At 74.0% G+C, this 15165-nt stretch carries 15 protein-coding genes and 1 pseudogene; 11 read left to right on the plus strand and 5 right to left on the minus strand.

What is annotated here, in order from left to right:
• Both SSNG_RS01955 and SSNG_RS01960 read right to left on the minus strand, forming a co-directional pair.
• The coding region (locus SSNG_RS01955; protein WP_007262104.1) for an acyl-CoA dehydrogenase family protein at nt 1-1714 on the minus strand (1714 nt) is incomplete at its 3' end.
• A gap of 43 nt (nt 1715-1757) precedes the next feature.
• Nucleotides 1758-2309, minus strand: coding sequence for a PadR family transcriptional regulator (locus SSNG_RS01960; protein ID WP_007262105.1), 552 nt, complete (start codon nt 2307-2309; stop codon nt 1758-1760).
• Nucleotides 2310-2392: 83 nt separating this feature from the next.
• Here SSNG_RS01960 and SSNG_RS01965 point away from each other — a divergent pair.
• Nucleotides 2393-2581 (plus strand): annotated as a pseudogene (locus tag SSNG_RS01965) (DUF664 domain-containing protein); the annotation flags it as partial.
• A 207-nt stretch (nt 2582-2788) separates the two neighbouring features.
• On the opposite strand, the gene SSNG_RS01970 reads toward SSNG_RS01965, so the two are convergent.
• Together SSNG_RS01970 and SSNG_RS01975 are read right to left on the minus strand one after the other, a co-directional pair.
• Complete coding sequence (locus SSNG_RS01970; RefSeq protein WP_007262107.1) at nt 2789-3775, minus strand: DUF1648 domain-containing protein; 987 nt, start codon at nt 3773-3775, stop codon at nt 2789-2791.
• Nucleotides 3772-4119 (minus strand): GntR family transcriptional regulator, encoded by a 348-nt coding sequence (locus SSNG_RS01975; protein WP_007262108.1) that lies wholly within the window; start codon nt 4117-4119, stop codon nt 3772-3774. Before SSNG_RS01975 ends, SSNG_RS01970 begins: the two co-directional genes overlap by 4 nt.
• 75 nt (nt 4120-4194) lie before the next feature.
• On the opposite strand from SSNG_RS01975, the gene SSNG_RS01980 reads away from it, so the two are divergent.
• Entirely contained in the window at nt 4195-4983 is a 789-nt protein-coding gene (locus tag SSNG_RS01980) for a crotonase/enoyl-CoA hydratase family protein (protein WP_007262109.1), read from the plus strand.
• 118 nt (nt 4984-5101) lie between these two features.
• On the opposite strand, the gene SSNG_RS01985 is transcribed toward SSNG_RS01980, so the two are convergent.
• Nucleotides 5102-6898: a thiamine pyrophosphate-requiring protein gene (locus SSNG_RS01985; RefSeq protein WP_007262110.1), complete on the minus strand. Its 1797-nt coding sequence runs from the start codon at nt 6896-6898 to the stop codon at nt 5102-5104.
• A 247-nt stretch (nt 6899-7145) separates the two neighbouring features.
• Here SSNG_RS01985 and SSNG_RS01990 point away from each other — a divergent pair, with 247 nt between their 5' ends.
• The 9 genes from SSNG_RS01990 to SSNG_RS02030 all read left to right on the plus strand — a co-directional run.
• A complete protein-coding gene (locus tag SSNG_RS01990; protein WP_007262111.1) occupies nt 7146-8084 on the plus strand; it encodes an NmrA/HSCARG family protein in 939 nt (312 codons plus the stop codon).
• Nucleotides 8085-8294: 210 nt separating this feature from the next.
• Nucleotides 8295-8636, plus strand: coding sequence for a hypothetical protein (locus tag SSNG_RS01995; RefSeq protein ID WP_050779515.1), 342 nt, complete (start codon nt 8295-8297; stop codon nt 8634-8636).
• A 119-nt stretch (nt 8637-8755) separates the two neighbouring features.
• The gene (locus SSNG_RS02000) at nt 8756-9157 is read left to right on the plus strand and encodes an STAS domain-containing protein (protein WP_241695197.1); all 402 of its coding nucleotides are present in this window, start codon (nt 8756-8758) and stop codon (nt 9155-9157) included.
• 179 nt (nt 9158-9336) lie between these two features.
• Nucleotides 9337-10104: a GntR family transcriptional regulator gene (locus tag SSNG_RS02005; protein ID WP_042800396.1), complete on the plus strand. Its 768-nt coding sequence runs from the start codon at nt 9337-9339 to the stop codon at nt 10102-10104.
• 77 nt (nt 10105-10181) lie between these two features.
• Entirely contained in the window at nt 10182-10409 is a 228-nt protein-coding gene (locus SSNG_RS02010; RefSeq protein ID WP_007262115.1) for a ferredoxin family protein, read from the plus strand.
• A 14-nt stretch (nt 10410-10423) separates the two neighbouring features.
• Entirely contained in the window at nt 10424-11782 is a 1359-nt protein-coding gene (locus SSNG_RS02015) for an ABC transporter substrate-binding protein (RefSeq protein ID WP_241694972.1), read from the plus strand.
• The gene (locus SSNG_RS02020) at nt 11779-12609 is read left to right on the plus strand and encodes an ABC transporter permease (protein WP_007262117.1); all 831 of its coding nucleotides are present in this window, start codon (nt 11779-11781) and stop codon (nt 12607-12609) included. Before SSNG_RS02015 ends, SSNG_RS02020 begins: the two co-directional genes overlap by 4 nt.
• Complete coding sequence (locus SSNG_RS02025) at nt 12606-13364, plus strand: ABC transporter ATP-binding protein (protein WP_007262118.1); 759 nt, start codon at nt 12606-12608, stop codon at nt 13362-13364. Before SSNG_RS02020 ends, SSNG_RS02025 begins: the two co-directional genes overlap by 4 nt.
• Nucleotides 13365-13375: 11 nt before the next feature.
• Nucleotides 13376-15165: fumarate reductase/succinate dehydrogenase flavoprotein subunit (locus SSNG_RS02030; RefSeq protein WP_206731363.1), on the plus strand; the 1790-nt coding region annotated here is incomplete at its 3' end.

The following is a 15165-nucleotide window of genomic DNA, read 5'->3' on the forward strand; positions in this document are numbered from 1 at the left end:
TCTCGTACGCCCCGGACAGCGCCTCGACGCGCTGCCAGATCCGCGCCGCGCGGGCCTCGTCGACGACCGGACGGCGTACGGCGCCCAGCGCCCAGGCCTGCTGCGCCTCGGTGGCGGAGTCCTTGCCGTGCAGCTCGACGGCGTGGCCGGAGAAGTCGCGGACGAGGACGGAGAACAGCTCGTCGAGGACGTCCGGGTCCAGGTCCGTCAGGCGGGCCTGCTCCAGGATCAGCTGGGCGTGCACGACCAGGGCGAAGAGCTGCCCGACGGAGAGGAGGAAGTCGAGGTCGCGGCTCTGCTCCTCGTCGGGGGCGATGGTGGCGACGAACTCGCACAGGGCGTCGGCCTGTTCGCGGAACCGGGCCACGTTCGCCACGTCGGCGTACGCGTCGAAGGCGGGCCGCCAGTCGTGGAAGCGTACGGAGCCCAGGCCGCGGGCCGGGCCCTGCCGGAAGAGGAAGTCGTCGTCGGCCGCGTCGAGGCGGGTGGGGACGGCCGGGTAGTCGACCGGCTCCAGCAGGTGGTTGCGCATGAACTTGAGGATCAGCGCGAGGTTGACGTGGACGGTGCCCTCGAGCTTGGGCAGGCTGCGGATCTCGACGGCCGCCTCGGCGAAGTAGGTGTCCTTCTCGAAGCCCTTGGCGGCGATGACGTCCCACATGAGGTCGATGACCTTCTCGCCCTCGGTGGTCACCTTCATCTTCGTCATCGGGTTGAAGAGGAGGTAGCGGCGGTCGTCGGGGCCCGCGGAGCGGAAGTAGTCGACGGCGCGGTCGCTGAAGAGCTTCATGCCGACGAGGCGGACGTAGGCGTCGGCCAGTTCGCGGCGCACGTGCGGGAAGGCGGTGACGGGGCGGCCGTAGAGGATGCGGTTCTGGGCGTGGGTGACGGCCTCGTACATCGCGTGCTCGCAGATGCCGATGGAGGCGGTGCACAGGTTGAACTTGCCGACGTTGACGGTGTTGAGGGCGGCGTCGAAGGCGGCGCGTCCGGTGTGCAGGACGTCGGCGGCGGCCACCGGGTAGTCCTCCAGGCGGAACTCGCTGACGTACTTGGAGGAGTCGACGACGTTCTGCACCAGGTGGTAAGCCGGGTGGCGGCTGTCGGCGGCGAAGAAGACGTACCCGTCCGGGCCCTCGACGTCGGTGCGGCGGCCGAAGACGGAGACCAGGCCGGCGGCGTTGCCGTTGCCGATGTAGTACTTGGAGCCGGTCGCGCGGAAGCCGCCGTCGCCGTCGGCGGACGGCTCCAGCAGCATGTCGGTGGAGTAGATGTCGGCGCCGTGGGTCCGCTCGGACAGGCCGAACGCGAACACCTCGCCCTGGGTGAGGAGTTCGGCGGCACGGGCGCGGGCGTCGGCGTTCCCGCTCTGCCAGACCGGGCCGAGGCCGAGGATGGTGACCTGCCAGGCGTACCAGTAGTCGAGGCCGTAGAAGCCGAGGATCTCGTTGAGGGCGGCGATCCGGGCGGTGTCCCAGCGCTGGTCCTCCCGTCCGGCGGCGGAGGACGGGGTCAGGAAGGTGGCGAACAGGCCTTCCTTGGCGGAGAACGCGAGGAACTCCCCGAGCCACGCGCGGGAGCGGTAGTCCTCGATCAGCTTGCGCTTGCCGCGCTCCTCGAACCAGTCGACGGTGGCGCGCAGCAGGCGGCGGGTCTCGGGGTCGAAGTGCGCGGGGTCGTAGGTGCGCGGGTTGAAGAGCAGGGAGTCGGCCATGAGGGGTCGCCTTCCGTGGTGTGGATGGTGGGTGGTGCGTGTTTCAGGCGCCGAGGCGGTGGAGGGTGGCGAGGACGTCGTCCAGCCAGGCGATCGTCATCCGCTCGTACGCGATGCCGCCGCGCAGTACGGCGTGCTGGAGCTCCTGCCCGGCGTCGAGCGGGGCGGGGGCCTCGGGGCCGGTGAAGTCGCGCAGTTCCCCGGCGAGGTAGTGCGCGAGCCGTTCACCGTGCACCCGGTGGTGCCGTTCGACCTCGCGGATCAGCGCGGCCGGGTCGTCGAAGGCGGCCCCGCGGATCTTGACGGCGAGGTCGTGGCGCATGCTCTCGGGCTCGATCGGCTCGTGCAGCCAGCGCGAGAGCGCCGCCCGGCCGGGCCCGGCGACGGAGTACTCCTTCTTGTCCGGCCGCCCCTGCTGCGCCACCGCGCGGGCGGTGAGCAGCCCGTCGCGCTCCATGCGGCCCAGGACGCGGTAGATCTGCTGGTGGGTGGCGGTCCAGAAGTAGCCGATGGACCGGTCGAACCGGCGGGCCAGTTCATATCCGGAGCCGGGCATCTCCAGCAGGGAGACGAGGATCGCGTGGTCGAGCGCCATGCCCCCGATCCTCTTATGCAACTCGTTGCATAGACAAGCCCCGCCCCCCGGGTGAGACGCGGCTCACCCGGGGGTAGCCCGGCGCCGACCCGGAGCGGGAGCAGGCCGCGACGGAACCCGCGCCGGCCGCGTTCCCGGACCTGGGCGCGCGCGTGGGCGAGGACGGCATGGGGGTCCGGGAGCTGATGGTGCACCGGATCGAGGAGTACGCCCGCCACTGCGGGCATGCCGACCTGCTGCGCGCGTGCGTGGACGGCCGCGCGGGGCAGTGACCCCCTAGGGGGTGTCCGCAAAGTCTCGCCTGCCCCGCGACGCCCGGCACGCGCTCTCGCCGCACCGGACGAAAGCCCAAGTACGTCCAGTACGCGGGCTTCCGCCCGGCACGCCGAGAGCACGCACCTGGGGGCACCTCCCAGCGGTAGCTGGGGGAGCCGCGGGGCCCGCCCTCCGGGCGGACGGCGCCACTTTGCGGACACCCCCTAGCGTGAGGCGCGCGCGATCAGGGAGTTCAGCAGGGCGGCGCCGCGCTCGGCGTCCCCGACGCTGACGGCGAAGTCGGCGCCCCGGCGGGGGTGGATGACCAGGCATTCGCCCGCCCGGAGCATCACCGTCGCCCCCTTGCCGCTGAGCCGGTACCCCCAGCCGCCCACCTGCGCGGGGGTGCGGTGCTCGGCGTGCGCCGACTCGATGTCCCCGGCATCCCAGCGGCGGACCGGCAGGCCCAGCGGGCCGAAGGCCACTTCGAGGCCGCGCTCGCTGACGCGCGCCCGTACGGAGGAGCAGGCCAGGACGGTGACGGACGCGATCGCCAGGGGTGCGAGGAGCGCCCAGGGCGGTGCGACCAGGCCCGCCACGGCAGCCAGTGCGGCGGCGAGCGCGCCCGCGCCGGTCAGGACCGCGAGGGCCCGCAGCCAGGGGTTCGCCGTGCGGGAGAGCCACACGAGGGTCTGGCCGGCCGGTATCTCCATGCCCGGCGCGGTGTCCGCCGGGCGCGCCGCCGGGGTGGAGCGGTTCCGGGTCGCCAGCCAACCGGCCGGCCCCGCGACGGCGGCCACCGCGATCGTCACGGCGAGCGCGAGGTCGACCGATCCCGCCTGGTGCCAGTCGGCGCGGTCCAGGTTCGCCCGGACGACGCCGGCCTGCGCGCCGACGAGGAAGACGGCTCCGACCGGCAGGGCGACGTACGCCGCCGCACCCCCGCGCGGCCGCACGAGGGTGACGGTCAGCAGCGCGAGGACCGCCCAGACGAGCGCCGGGAACAGGGCGGCGGCCCACAGCGGCATCGAGCCGTCGGGCGCGCCGGAGCCCCCGCTCCAGTGGGTCGCGAGCCGCTCCGGCAGCCGGCCGCTCGCGGCCCAGGGCAGAGCGACGAGCACGGCGGACGGCCCCGCCACCCAGATCACCGCCGACCACGGAGCCGGACCGCCCCGCCCGTCCCGTTCCTTCATACCCTTCACGCCCTTCACGGCAACTCCTTGATGAGTTCGATGAGATCGGACCGGCTGTACCCCGAGTGCGCCGCCTCCGCGACGAGTTCGCGCACCCGGTCGAGCAGCGCCGACCGCCGGTCCGCCCCGGCGGCCACGGTCACGCCCCGCCCGCGCCGGAACTCCAGCACGCCCTCGTCGCGCAGGGCGCGCAGGCCACGCAGGACCGTGTTGGTGTTGACCCCCAACGCCAGGGAGAGGTCCCGTGCGGAGGGGAGGCGGTCCCCCGGGCCGCATTCTCCGTCGGCGATGGCGCGCCGGATGGCGCCGGCCACCTGCTCGTGCAGTGGCCGGCCGTCCGCGGTGTTCAGTCTCAGCAGCATGGTGCCATTGACAGTAGCACCATTGGCTTTATTTGGCTCTGGTCGCCGGACTCCCGACCGCGTGAGAATGCCGCCATGACGAATCCCCCTGCCGCCCCCGCCGTCCGTGTCGAACGCGACGGGGCCGTGACGACCGTGGTGCTGTCGCGGCCCGGCGCCCGCAACGCCGTGGACGGGCCGACCGCCGCCCGGCTGGCCGACGCGTTCCGGGCGTTCGAGGCCGACGAGGGGGCCGCCGTCGCGGTGCTGTGGGGCGAGGGCGGAACGTTCTGCGCGGGCGCCGACCTCAAGGCCGTCGGCACCGGGCGCGGGAACCGGGTGGAGCCCGACGGCGACGGGCCGATGGGGCCGACGCGGCTGCGCCTGACCAAGCCGGTCATCGCGGCCGTCGCCGGGCACGCCGTGGCCGGCGGTCTGGAACTCGCCCTGTGGTGCGACCTGCGCGTGGCCGAGGAGGACGCGGTCTTCGGGGTGTTCTGCCGGCGGTGGGGGGTGCCGCTGATCGACGGGGGCACGGTGCGGCTGCCGCGGCTGATCGGCGAGAGCCGGGCGATGGACCTGATCCTGACGGGCCGTCCGGTGCCCGCCGCCGAGGCCTACGCGATGGGGCTCGCCAACCGCCTCGTACCGCCGGGGCGGGCCCGGGAGGCGGCGCAGGAACTGGCCCGGGAGATCGCCGCGTTCCCCCAGCTGTGCCTGCGCCACGACCGGCTGTCCGTACGGGAGCAGCACGGCCTGCCCGAGTCAGAGGCGCTGGCGGCCGAGCTGCGGCACGGCATGGTCCCGCTGGAGGCGGGCGAGACCGGTGCCGGGGCGGCGCGCTTCGCGTCCGGGGCGGGCCGGCACGGCTCGTTCACCGGCTGACTCCGGGCCCGGCGCCGGCGGGCGTGCTCCTCGACGGCCTCGGGGCGGGGCGTCGGGCCGATTCCGGGCGCGCCGCCCTCCGGGGCCGCCGGGCCGGGGGCGGGGTCCGCTGGCGGGGTTACGCCTTCCCTCCCCCGCCGCTGCCGGGCAGGAACTCCTGGACCTTGGCCTTCAGCCCCTGGCGCAGGACGGCGCCGCGGTCGCTGTCGCCGTGCAGGACGGCGTCGGCGGTGGCCTTGATCTGGTCCCAGGTGGCGTGCGGCGGGATGGGCGGTACGGCGGGGTCGGTGCGGAAGTCGATGACGTACGGCCGGTCCGCGGCCAGCGCCCGCCGCCAGGCCGGCACGACGTCCTCGGGCCTCTCCACCCGCTCGCCGCCCAGGCCGAAGTGGGCGGCGACGGCGGCGTAGGGGACGTCCGGGATGGACTGCGAGGCCTCGAACTGCGGGGCGCCCTGCATGGCCCGCATCTCCCAGGTGACCTGGTTGAGGTCCTGGTTGTTGAGGACCGCGACGACGAGGCGGGGGTCGCTCCACTCGCCGTGGTACTTGGCGGCGGTGATGAGTTCCGCGAGCCCGTTCATCTGCATCGCGCCGTCGCCGACGAGGGCGATGGCCGGGCGTCCGGGGTGGGCGAACTTCGCGCCGATCGCGTACGGCACCCCGGGACCCATGGTGGCGAGGGTGCCGGACAGCGAGCCGCGCATGCCGTCGCGGAACCGCAGGTGGCGCGCGTACCAGTTGGCCGCGGAACCGGAGTCCGCGGTGAGCATCACGTCACCGGGCAGCAGCCCGTCCAGGGCGTGGACCACGTACTCGGGGTTGACCGGATCCGCGGGCACCCGGGCGCGCCGCTCCATGACCTCCCACCAACGCTCGGTGCCCTGCCGGATCGACTCGCGCCACGCTCCGTCGGTACGCGGCTCCAGCAGCGGGACCAGCCGGCGCAGGGTCTCGGCGGCGTCGCCGACGAGGTTGAGCTCGAAGGGGTAGCGCAGGCCCACCAGAGCGGGCTCGATGTCGATCTGCACGGCGCGGGCCTGGCCGAACTCCGGCAGGAACTGCGTGTAGGGGAAGCTGGAGCCGATCACGAGCAGGGTGTCGCAGTCGCGCATCATCTCGTACGAGGGCCGGGTGCCGAGGAGTCCGATGGAGCCGGTGACGTACGGCAGGGTGTCGGGCAGGGCGTCCTTGCCGAGCAGCGCCTTGGCCACGCCGGCGCCGAGCCGGCCGGCGACCTCCTCGACCTCGGCGCGGGCGCCCCGCGCGCCCTGCCCGATGAGGATCGCGGGCTTCTCCCCGGCGTTGAGGATCTCCGCCGCCCGGGCGACGGCGTCGTCGGACGGTACGGGGGCGTAGGGGCCGGTGCCCAGGCTGGAGGGCACCTGCTTGAACTCGTGGGCGGGGGGCGTGTAGTCGAGTTCCTGCACGTCGGCGGGGATGATCAGCGCGGTGGGCGCCCGCCGGGCGGCGGCGATGCGCATGGCCCGGTCCAAGACGTTGGGCAGCTGTTCGGGGACGGTGACCATCTCGCAGAAGTCGGAGGCGACGTCCTTGTAGAGGGACAGCAGGTCGACCTCCTGCTGGTAGGCGCCGCCCATGGCGCTGCGGCCGGTCTGCCCCACGATCGCCACCACCGGGACGTGGTCGAGCTTCGCGTCGTACAGGCCGTTCAGCAGGTGGATGGCGCCCGGGCCGGAGGTGGCCGCGCAGACCCCGGTGCGGCCGGAGAACTTGGCGTAGCCGACGGCCTGGAAGGCGGACATCTCCTCGTGGCGGGCCTGGATGAAGCGCGGCCGGTCCCCGGCCCTCCCCCAGGCCGCGAGGATGCCGTTGATGCCGTCCCCGGGGTAGGCGAAGACGTGCTCGACACCCCATTCCCGCAACCGCCGCAACAAGTGGTCGGCGACCTTCATCGTGCTGCTCCCTCCACGTCGGTTCGCCCCCGTCGACCGGCGCCTGCCCGCGGCGGCGTGGCCCATTCGCGCCGGCGGCGGCCCGGGCCGGGCCGGGGTCTTTCCGGGACTTTGCTTCGCAGCGCCTTACGGCCATACGGGCGGGCCCGGCGTGTGGCGGTCGGCCGCTCCGGCCCGCCACCCGTAGGTTCGCAGCACGGACGCCCCCGCGGGGGCGCGGAAAACGTGCGGGAGTGGGTGACCGGCGATGACCGGGAAGCGGACGATCACGGTGTTCGGCGCGACCGGGCAGCAGGGGGGCTCCCTGGCCCGGTCCGTCCTGGAGGACCGGGGCGGCGACTTCGCCGTGCGCGCGGTGACGCGCGACCCCGGCTCGGACCGGGCGCGGGAGCTGGAGCGGCTGGGGGCGGAGGTGGTGGCGGCGGACCTGGACGACGAGGCGAGCCTGGGCCCCGCGCTCGAAGGGGCGTACGGGGCGTACCTGGTGACCGACTTCTGGCAGGACATGGACGCGGCGCACGAGAAGCGGCAGGCGGCGGCCCTGGCCCGGGCGGCCGGCCACGCGGGCGTGCAGCACGCGATCTGGTCCACGCTGGAGGACACCCGCCACTGCATTCCGGTCGACGACGACCGGATGCCGACGCTCCAGGGGCAGTACAAGGTGCCGCACTTCGACGGCAAGGCGGAGGCGGACCAGTACTTCCTCGACGCGGGCGTGCCCGTCACCTTCCTGCGGACCGCGTTCTACTGGGAGAACCTGCTGGGCACCTTCGCGCCCCGGCGGGCGGAGGACGGCAGCCTGGAGCTGATCTTCCCGATGGGCGGGAAGCGGCTCTCCGGCATCGCCGTCGACGACATCGGCAAGACCGCGCACGCCGTCTTCAAGGGCGGCGCGGACTACGTCGCCGCCACCATCAGCATCGCGGGCGAACACCTGCTGCTCGCGGACATGGCCGCGGCCATGACCGAGTCCCTGGGCAGGCCGGTCCACTACCGGCCCCTGACCCCGGACGGGTTCCGGGCGCTCGGCTTCCCCGGCGCCGACGAGGCCGGCAACATGTTCCAGTTCTACGCGGACTGCGAGGCCTCCTTCACCGGCGCCCGGGACCTGGACGCCGTCCGTCGGATCAACCCGGCCCTCCAGGACTTCGCCACCTGGCTGGCCGCCCACCGCGACCGGTTCTGACCGGGCCGGGGCGCGCGCCCCGGCCGGGGGTCTGCGGCGCGGCCCGGGCCCGGCGGCGCCGCGAGGTTTGTGCCCCGGCGGCGGGGGAACGCGCCGACCGAGCGGCAGCGCACGACCGAGCGGCAGCGCACTCCCCTCCCCCGGGGGCACCGGGCCGGTGACGGCACCGGGCCGGGTGCGGAAGGCCGCAGCGGAAGGAAGGCGAGCACCATGGGCTGGGCTTCGTGGACGACCCGTTCCGTCGTCGCCGGACGGGGCGGCGTACGGACGACGGGAGCGGGCGTGCTGACGGGGGAGCTGGAGGTCCGGACCGACTGGTCCGACGGCCTCGCGTACGTGACCGTCCGCCGGGGCGGCACGTCCACCTGGCACACGGTGGCGGGAAGTCCCGTCCCCTGCCCGAACGGCTACGCCAGCAGGCGCCTGCACGACAGCGTCCTCGACTCGGTCCGCGGCCGGGGCACCACGACCCTGGCGGCCGTCCGGCCGCCCGTCGGCGCGGGCCGCGTCCGGGGCCGCGTCGCCGCCCGGCCCGTCCTGAGCGAAACCTGACAAAACGCGGCCCCCGCCTCAGCGAGCCTCTTACCCGCTCCGCCCGGCGCCGCGCCAGGATGGGGCCCCGCGGGCCCGTCGTCCGCGCGGGTGATGGAAAGGGGACCGTATTGATCACCATGGACGTCGAGTACCGCGGCACCACCGTCCTGGTCAGCGCCGGCGGAGAGCTCGACGAGGAGTCGGGCCAGGTCCTGCGGCAGGCGCTGGAGCACGTCACCCCCGGCGAGCGGGTCCTCATGGTCGATCTGCACGGGGTCCCGCTCATGACCGCGGGCGGTCTGCTGCACCTCCTGGACCTGCACCGGCGCGCGGAGGACCGGGGCCTGCGGGTGCTGGTCGTCGGCTGGCAGCCGCAGGCCCGGGAGCTGATGGCCCGGACGGCGGGCCTGCCCGGTCCCGGGTCGGCCACCGCCGACCGGTACGCGACGCCGGGCTTCCGCAGACTGCTCGCGGAACGCGCGGAACGGTCGCGCGCGTTCACGGATTCCGGCTCGGGCCGGGTACCGGCCGGGGGGTGAGGGACGGCGGGCCGCTGTTCGCATCGTGGCCGAGGTGCGTTCCACATGGTGGGCGCCGTAGTGGCGGATCTTGCCACCCGTCCGAAGAAGCAGCAGGTCAGAGCCGTACACATACGGCGTCAGGTGGCGCAATACTGCGGCAACACCACCTGCGGGGCTCTCCCGGTACGTTCCTTGCCATGCCAGCCGAACCCGCCCCCGCCGCCCGCCCGGTCGCCGCCGCGCGCCGCCGGCGGCTGCGTGCGGACCAGGCCCGGCAGCTCGCCGACCTGCTGCGCCACCAGATCCTGGCGGGCGGCTTCCCGGGCGGGGTGCTGCCCCTGGAGGACGTCATCGCCGCCGACTACCGGGCCAGCCGCAACACCGTCCGGCAGGCCCTGGACCTGCTGCGCGGGGAGCAGTTGGTCGCCCGGCAGCCCGGGGTCGGCACGGTGGTGGTGTGCGAGAAGTACCCGCACGGACTGGACCGCCTCCAGGGTCTGGCCGAGACGCTGCACGAGCACGGCCGGGTCACCAACGAGGTCCGCACCGTCGGGCCCGTGACCGCCCCCGGCCCCGTCGCCCACCGGCTGGGCCTGCCCGAGCACACCGACGTGCTCTGTATCGAGCGGCTGCGCCGGCTGAACGGACTGCCGCTGTCCCTGGACCTGTCCTACCTGCCCATGGACGTGGGCGGTGAACTGCTCGGCTGCGACCTGGAGAACACGGACGTGTTCCGCCTCCTGGAGGCGCTGACCGGCGGTCCGCTGGGCCACGCGGAGATCACACTGGAGGCCGTCAACGCCGACGCGCACTCCGCCGCAGTGCTCCAGGCTCCGCGCGGGGCCGCCGTGCTGATGCTGGAGCGGCTGACCTGTCTGCCCGACGGGCGGCCGGTGGACCTGGAGTTCATCCGCTTCCGCGGTGACCGCATCACCATGAGCGGCGTGCTGCGCCGCTCCCTCTGAGCACCTCCCCCTCCCCTCTTTCCCCTTCCCCCGTTCCCCTCCCCCGTTCCCCGCCTCGGCGGGCCCTTGGAGTAGCCATGCCCCTCGTCCCCCAGCGCGGCGACGTGCCCGTGACCATCGACGAGTCCCGGTGCATCGACGGCTGCACGCTCTGCGTCGACATGTGTCCGCTGGACTCGCTCGCGATCCGCGAGGACGACGGCAAGGCGTACATGCACGTCGACGAGTGCTGGTACTGCGGCCCGTGCGCGGCACGCTGTCCCACCGGCGCGGTGACCGTCAACATGCCCTACCTGCTCCGATGAAAGGCCCCGCCCCGATGAGCCGCAGATCCGTCCGTACCGCCGTCCCGCTCGCCCTGCTCCTGCCCCTGGCCGCCGCCTGCGGCGGCGGTGACGGCGGCGGTGGCGGCACGGCGGGCGGCAGTCCCTCGAAGACGGTCACCGTGACCGTCGGCTACCAGTCCAAGACCATCAACACGGTCACCGCCGGCACCCTGCTGCGCTCCCTCGGCTACTTCGAGGAGGAGCTCGCGGCGCGCGGGAAGAAGGAGGGGGTGACCTACAAGGTCGACTGGCAGGACTACGCGACGGGCGCCCCCATCACCGCGCAGATGACGGCCGGCAAGATCGACATCGGGTCGATGGGCGACTTCCCGCTGCTCCTCAACGCCGCCCGGGGCAAGGAGCTGAAGCAGCCGACCTCGCTGGTCTCCGTCACCGGCTACAACCTGCGCGGCGGCCTCAACACCGTGGTGGCCGCCCCGGACTCGAAGCTGGAGTCGCTGGCCGACCTGCGCGGCAGGAAGGTGTCCACGAGCGTGGGCTCGGCCGCCGATGGGACCCTCGTCCGGGCCCTCCAGCGCGCCGGGATCGACCCCGACAAGGGCATCCAGAAGCTCAACCAGCAGCCCAGCGTGGGCGCTTCGGCCCTCCAGGCCGGCAGCGCGGACGCCCTCTCCCAGTTCGTGGCCTGGCCCGGCCTGCTGGCCTTCGAGGGCCGGGCGAAGGCCCTGTACGACGGGGCCGAGCTGAACCTGCCCACCTTCCACGGGGTCACCGTCCGGCAGAAGTTCGCCGGTGAACGGCCGGGCGTGATCGACGACTTCCTCAAGGCACAGCGCCGCGCCACCGACTACCTGCGCGAGCGGCCGGTGGCGGCCGCGGAATCGGTCGCCAAGGAGACCGGGCTTCCGGCCGAGGTGGTCTACCTCTACAACGGCGCGAACGGCATCGCCACCTTCGACCCGGAGCTGCGCCCCGAGCTCATCGCCGCGCTGAAGGAGGACGTGCCGGTGCTGAAGGGCGCCGGACTGGTCGGCGACGTCGACGTCGACGCGTTCGTCGACCCGGCGCCGTTGAAGCGGGCCGCGCAGGGGCCGGGGTACCCGAAGGCCGGCGCCGCCAAGTCCGAGCTGTGGCTCAAGGGCCGGGCCACCACCGCCTCCTTCGACAGCCCCAAGGAGCTGCTGAAGGCCGCCAAGGGGGCCGACGTACGGGCCGCGTACGTACCGGACGCGGTGACCGGCACCCTCTGGTTCGCCGACAAGGCGGTGTGGGTCGCGGACGGCGCCGAGCCGCGCGCCTTCCTCACCCCGGCCGGCGCGAAGGCGTACGTCGGGCAGCACCCGGGCGCCCGCGTCATCGGCTACCAGGACGCCGTGGGCCTGGCCTCATGAGCGCGGGCCGCTGGCTGCTGCGGGCCGCCTCGCCGGCCGCGGCCCTCGGGCTGTGGCAGCTGCTGACCTCGATGGACGTGAACCTGTGGCTGCGCTTCGAGCAGTTCCCGACGGTCGGCGAGGTGGCCTCCGCCTTCGCCGACCGGGTCGGCACGGGACCGTACTGGCAGGACCTGGGACACAGCCTGCGCCGGATCGGGGTGGGCTTCGTCCTGGCCGCCGTGCTGGGGGTGGCGGTCGGTACGGCCGTGGCCCGCTCCCGGTGGGCGGCCGACCTGCTGGGCCCGCTGGTGGAGGTGGTGCGCCCGGTGCCCGCCATCGCCCTGGTGCCGGTCGCCATCCTGCTGCTGCCGACCAACGAGCAGGGCATCGTGTTCATCACCTTCGCCGCCGCCTTCTTCCCGGTGGCCGTCTCGACCCGGCACGCGGTCCGCGCCCTGACCCCCGTCTGGGAGGAGGCCGTGCTGACCATGGGCGGCGGACGGGCGCGGGTGCTGTTCTCGGTGGTGCTGCCCGGCGCCCTGCCCGGCATCTTCGGCGGCCTGTCGGTGGGCATCGGCGTCTCGTGGATCTGCGTGATCTCGGCGGAGATGATCTCCGGCGAGTACGGGGTGGGCTACCGCACCTGGCAGGACTACACGGTCGTCGACTACCCCGGCGTGTTCGTCGGCATGACCACCATCGGCGCCCTCGGCTGGCTCACCTCCACCGCGGTCGAGCTGCTCGGCCGGCGCGCCACCGCCTGGCTGCCCCGCCCGACCACACGCACCGGCAGCCGCGCGGCAGCTCCCCGTACCGCCGTTCCCCGGAAGGAGCCGGCCGCATGAGCACCACCGCCCCGCCCGTCGCCCCGCCCGCCCAGGCGGGCACCGAACTCGCCCTGGAGGACGTACGGCTCGGCCATCCGGGCGGCGCGGCCCTGCCGGGCACCGTCACCCTGCGGATCGCCCCGGGCGAGCTGCTGACCGTCGTCGGGCCCTCCGGCTGCGGCAAGTCCACCCTGCTGCGCACCCTCGCCGGGCTGCTGCCCGCGCTGGACGGGCGGGTCACCCAGGGCGGCGAACCCGTGACCCGGCCCGCCTCCGACCGGGCGCTCGTCTTCCAGCACGACGCGCTGCTGCCCTGGCGGAGCGTACGCGCCAACGTGGAACTGCCCCTGGCCATCCGGCGGGTGCCGCGCGCCGAGCGGCGCCGCTCGGCGGCCGACTGGCTGGAGCGGGTCGGGCTGGCCGAGCACGCCCACAAGCTGCCGCACCAGCTGTCCGGCGGGCAGCGCCAGCGCGTGCAGCTGGCCCGGGCGCTGGCCGGCCGGCCGCGGGCGGTCCTGATGGACGAGCCCTTCGGCGCGCTGGACGCCCGCACCCGCGCCGAGATGCAGGACCTGCTGGTGGACATCCTCTCGGGCACCGGCGCGACCGTCGTCTTCGTCACCCACGACGTGGACGAGGCGCTGCACCTCGGCGACCGGGTGGCCCTGCTCGGCTCCGGGCGGGTCCTGGACGTGCCGCACCCGCGCCGGCGCGACGCGCAGCACGCCCCCGGAACGGCCGAACTGCGGCGCGGCATCCTCGAATTCCTCTGAAAGGCACCCCCGTGGACACCCTGGTCATCCCCTCCCCCGCCGACGCGACCGAGCTGTCCTGCGACGTCCTCGTCATCGGCGGCGGCACCGCCGGCACGATGGCCGCGCTGACCGCCGCCGGGCGCGGAGCGGACGTACTGCTGCTGGAGAAGGCTCACGTACGGCACTCCGGCGCCCTCGCCATGGGCATGGACGGCGTCAACAACGCGGTCGTCCCGGGCCGGGCCGAGCCGGACGACTACGTCGCCGAGATCACCCGTGCCAACGACGGGATCGTCGACCAGTCCACGGTGAGGCAGACCGCGACCCGCGGCTTCGGCATGGTCAAGCGGCTGGAGTCGTACGGGGTGAAGTTCGAGAAGGACGAGCACGGCGAGTACGCGGTCCGCCAGGTCCACCGGTCCGGCTCGTACGTCCTGCCGATGCCGGAGGGCAAGGACGTGAAGAAGGTCCTCTACCGGCAGCTGCGGCGCCGTGAGATGCGGGAGCGGATCCGGATCGAGAACCGGGTGATGCCGGTCCGGGTGCTCACCCACCCGGACGACGGCCGGGCCGTCGGCGCGGCCGGGTTCGACACCCGCACCGGCGCGTTCGTCACCGTACGGGCGGGCGCGGTGATCCTCGCCACCGGGGCCTGCGGCCGGCTCGGGCTGCCGGCCTCCGGCTACCTGTACGGGACGTACGAGAACCCCACGAACGCGGGCGACGGCTACGCCATGGCCTACCACGCGGGGGCCGCCCTGACCGGGATCGAGTGCTTCCAGATCAACCCGCTGATCAAGGACTACAACGGGCCGGCCTGCGCGTACGTGGCGAACCCGTTCGGCGGCTACCAGGTCAACCGGCACGGCGAGCGGTTCGTCGAGTCGGACTACTGGTCGGGACAGATGATGTCCGAGTTCGCCGCCGAGCTCGCCTCCGACCGGGGGCCGGTGTACCTCAAGCTCAGCCATCTGCCGGAGGAGACCGTCTCCGCCGTCGAGTCGATCCTGCACAGCACGGAACGGCCCACCCGCGGCACCTTCCACGAGGGCCGGGGCCACGACTACCGCACCCACGACATCGAGATGCACATCTCGGAGATCGGGCTGTGCGGCGGGCACTCCGCCTCCGGGGTACGGGTCGACGACCACGCCCGCACCACCGTGCCCCGGCTGTACGCGGCCGGCGACCTGGCCTGCGTACCGCACAACTACATGATCGGCGCGTTCGTGTACGGGGACCTGGCCGGCGAGGACGCGGCGCGGTACCGGGCGTACGGGGGCGAGCTGCCGCGGGACCAGGTCGCCGCCGCCCACGAGCTGGTCTACCGGCCGCTGCTCAACCCGGACGGGCCGCCGCAGCCGCAGGTGGAGTACAAGCTGCGGCGGTTCGTCAACGACTACGTGGCACCGCCGAAGTCGGGGGCGAGGCTGTCCCTGGCCGTGGAGGCCTTCACCCGGATGTCCGGGGAGATCGCCGGGATGGGGGCGCGCACCGCGCACGAGCTGATGCGGTGTGCGGAGGTGTCCTTCATCCGGGACTGCGCGGAGATGGCCGCCCGGGCCTCGCTGGCCCGCACCGAGTCCCGGTGGGGGCTCTACCACGAGCGGACGGACCACCCGGAGCAGGACGACGCGGGCTGGCTGCACCACCTCGACCTGCGCAAGTCGGCGTCCGGGGCGATGGAGTTCACGGCGCGGCCGGTCGAGCCGTACACGGTGCCGGTGCCGGAGTTCACGCCGGTGGCGGGCCCGGAGCGGTGGCTCGGCGAGGTCGAGCTGGTCCCGGTGGCGACGGCCGGGCCCAGGGACGCCGCTCC

Source organism: Streptomyces sp. C (assembly GCF_000158895.1).
GTDB classification, from domain to species: domain Bacteria; phylum Actinomycetota; class Actinomycetes; order Streptomycetales; family Streptomycetaceae; genus Streptomyces; species Streptomyces racemochromogenes.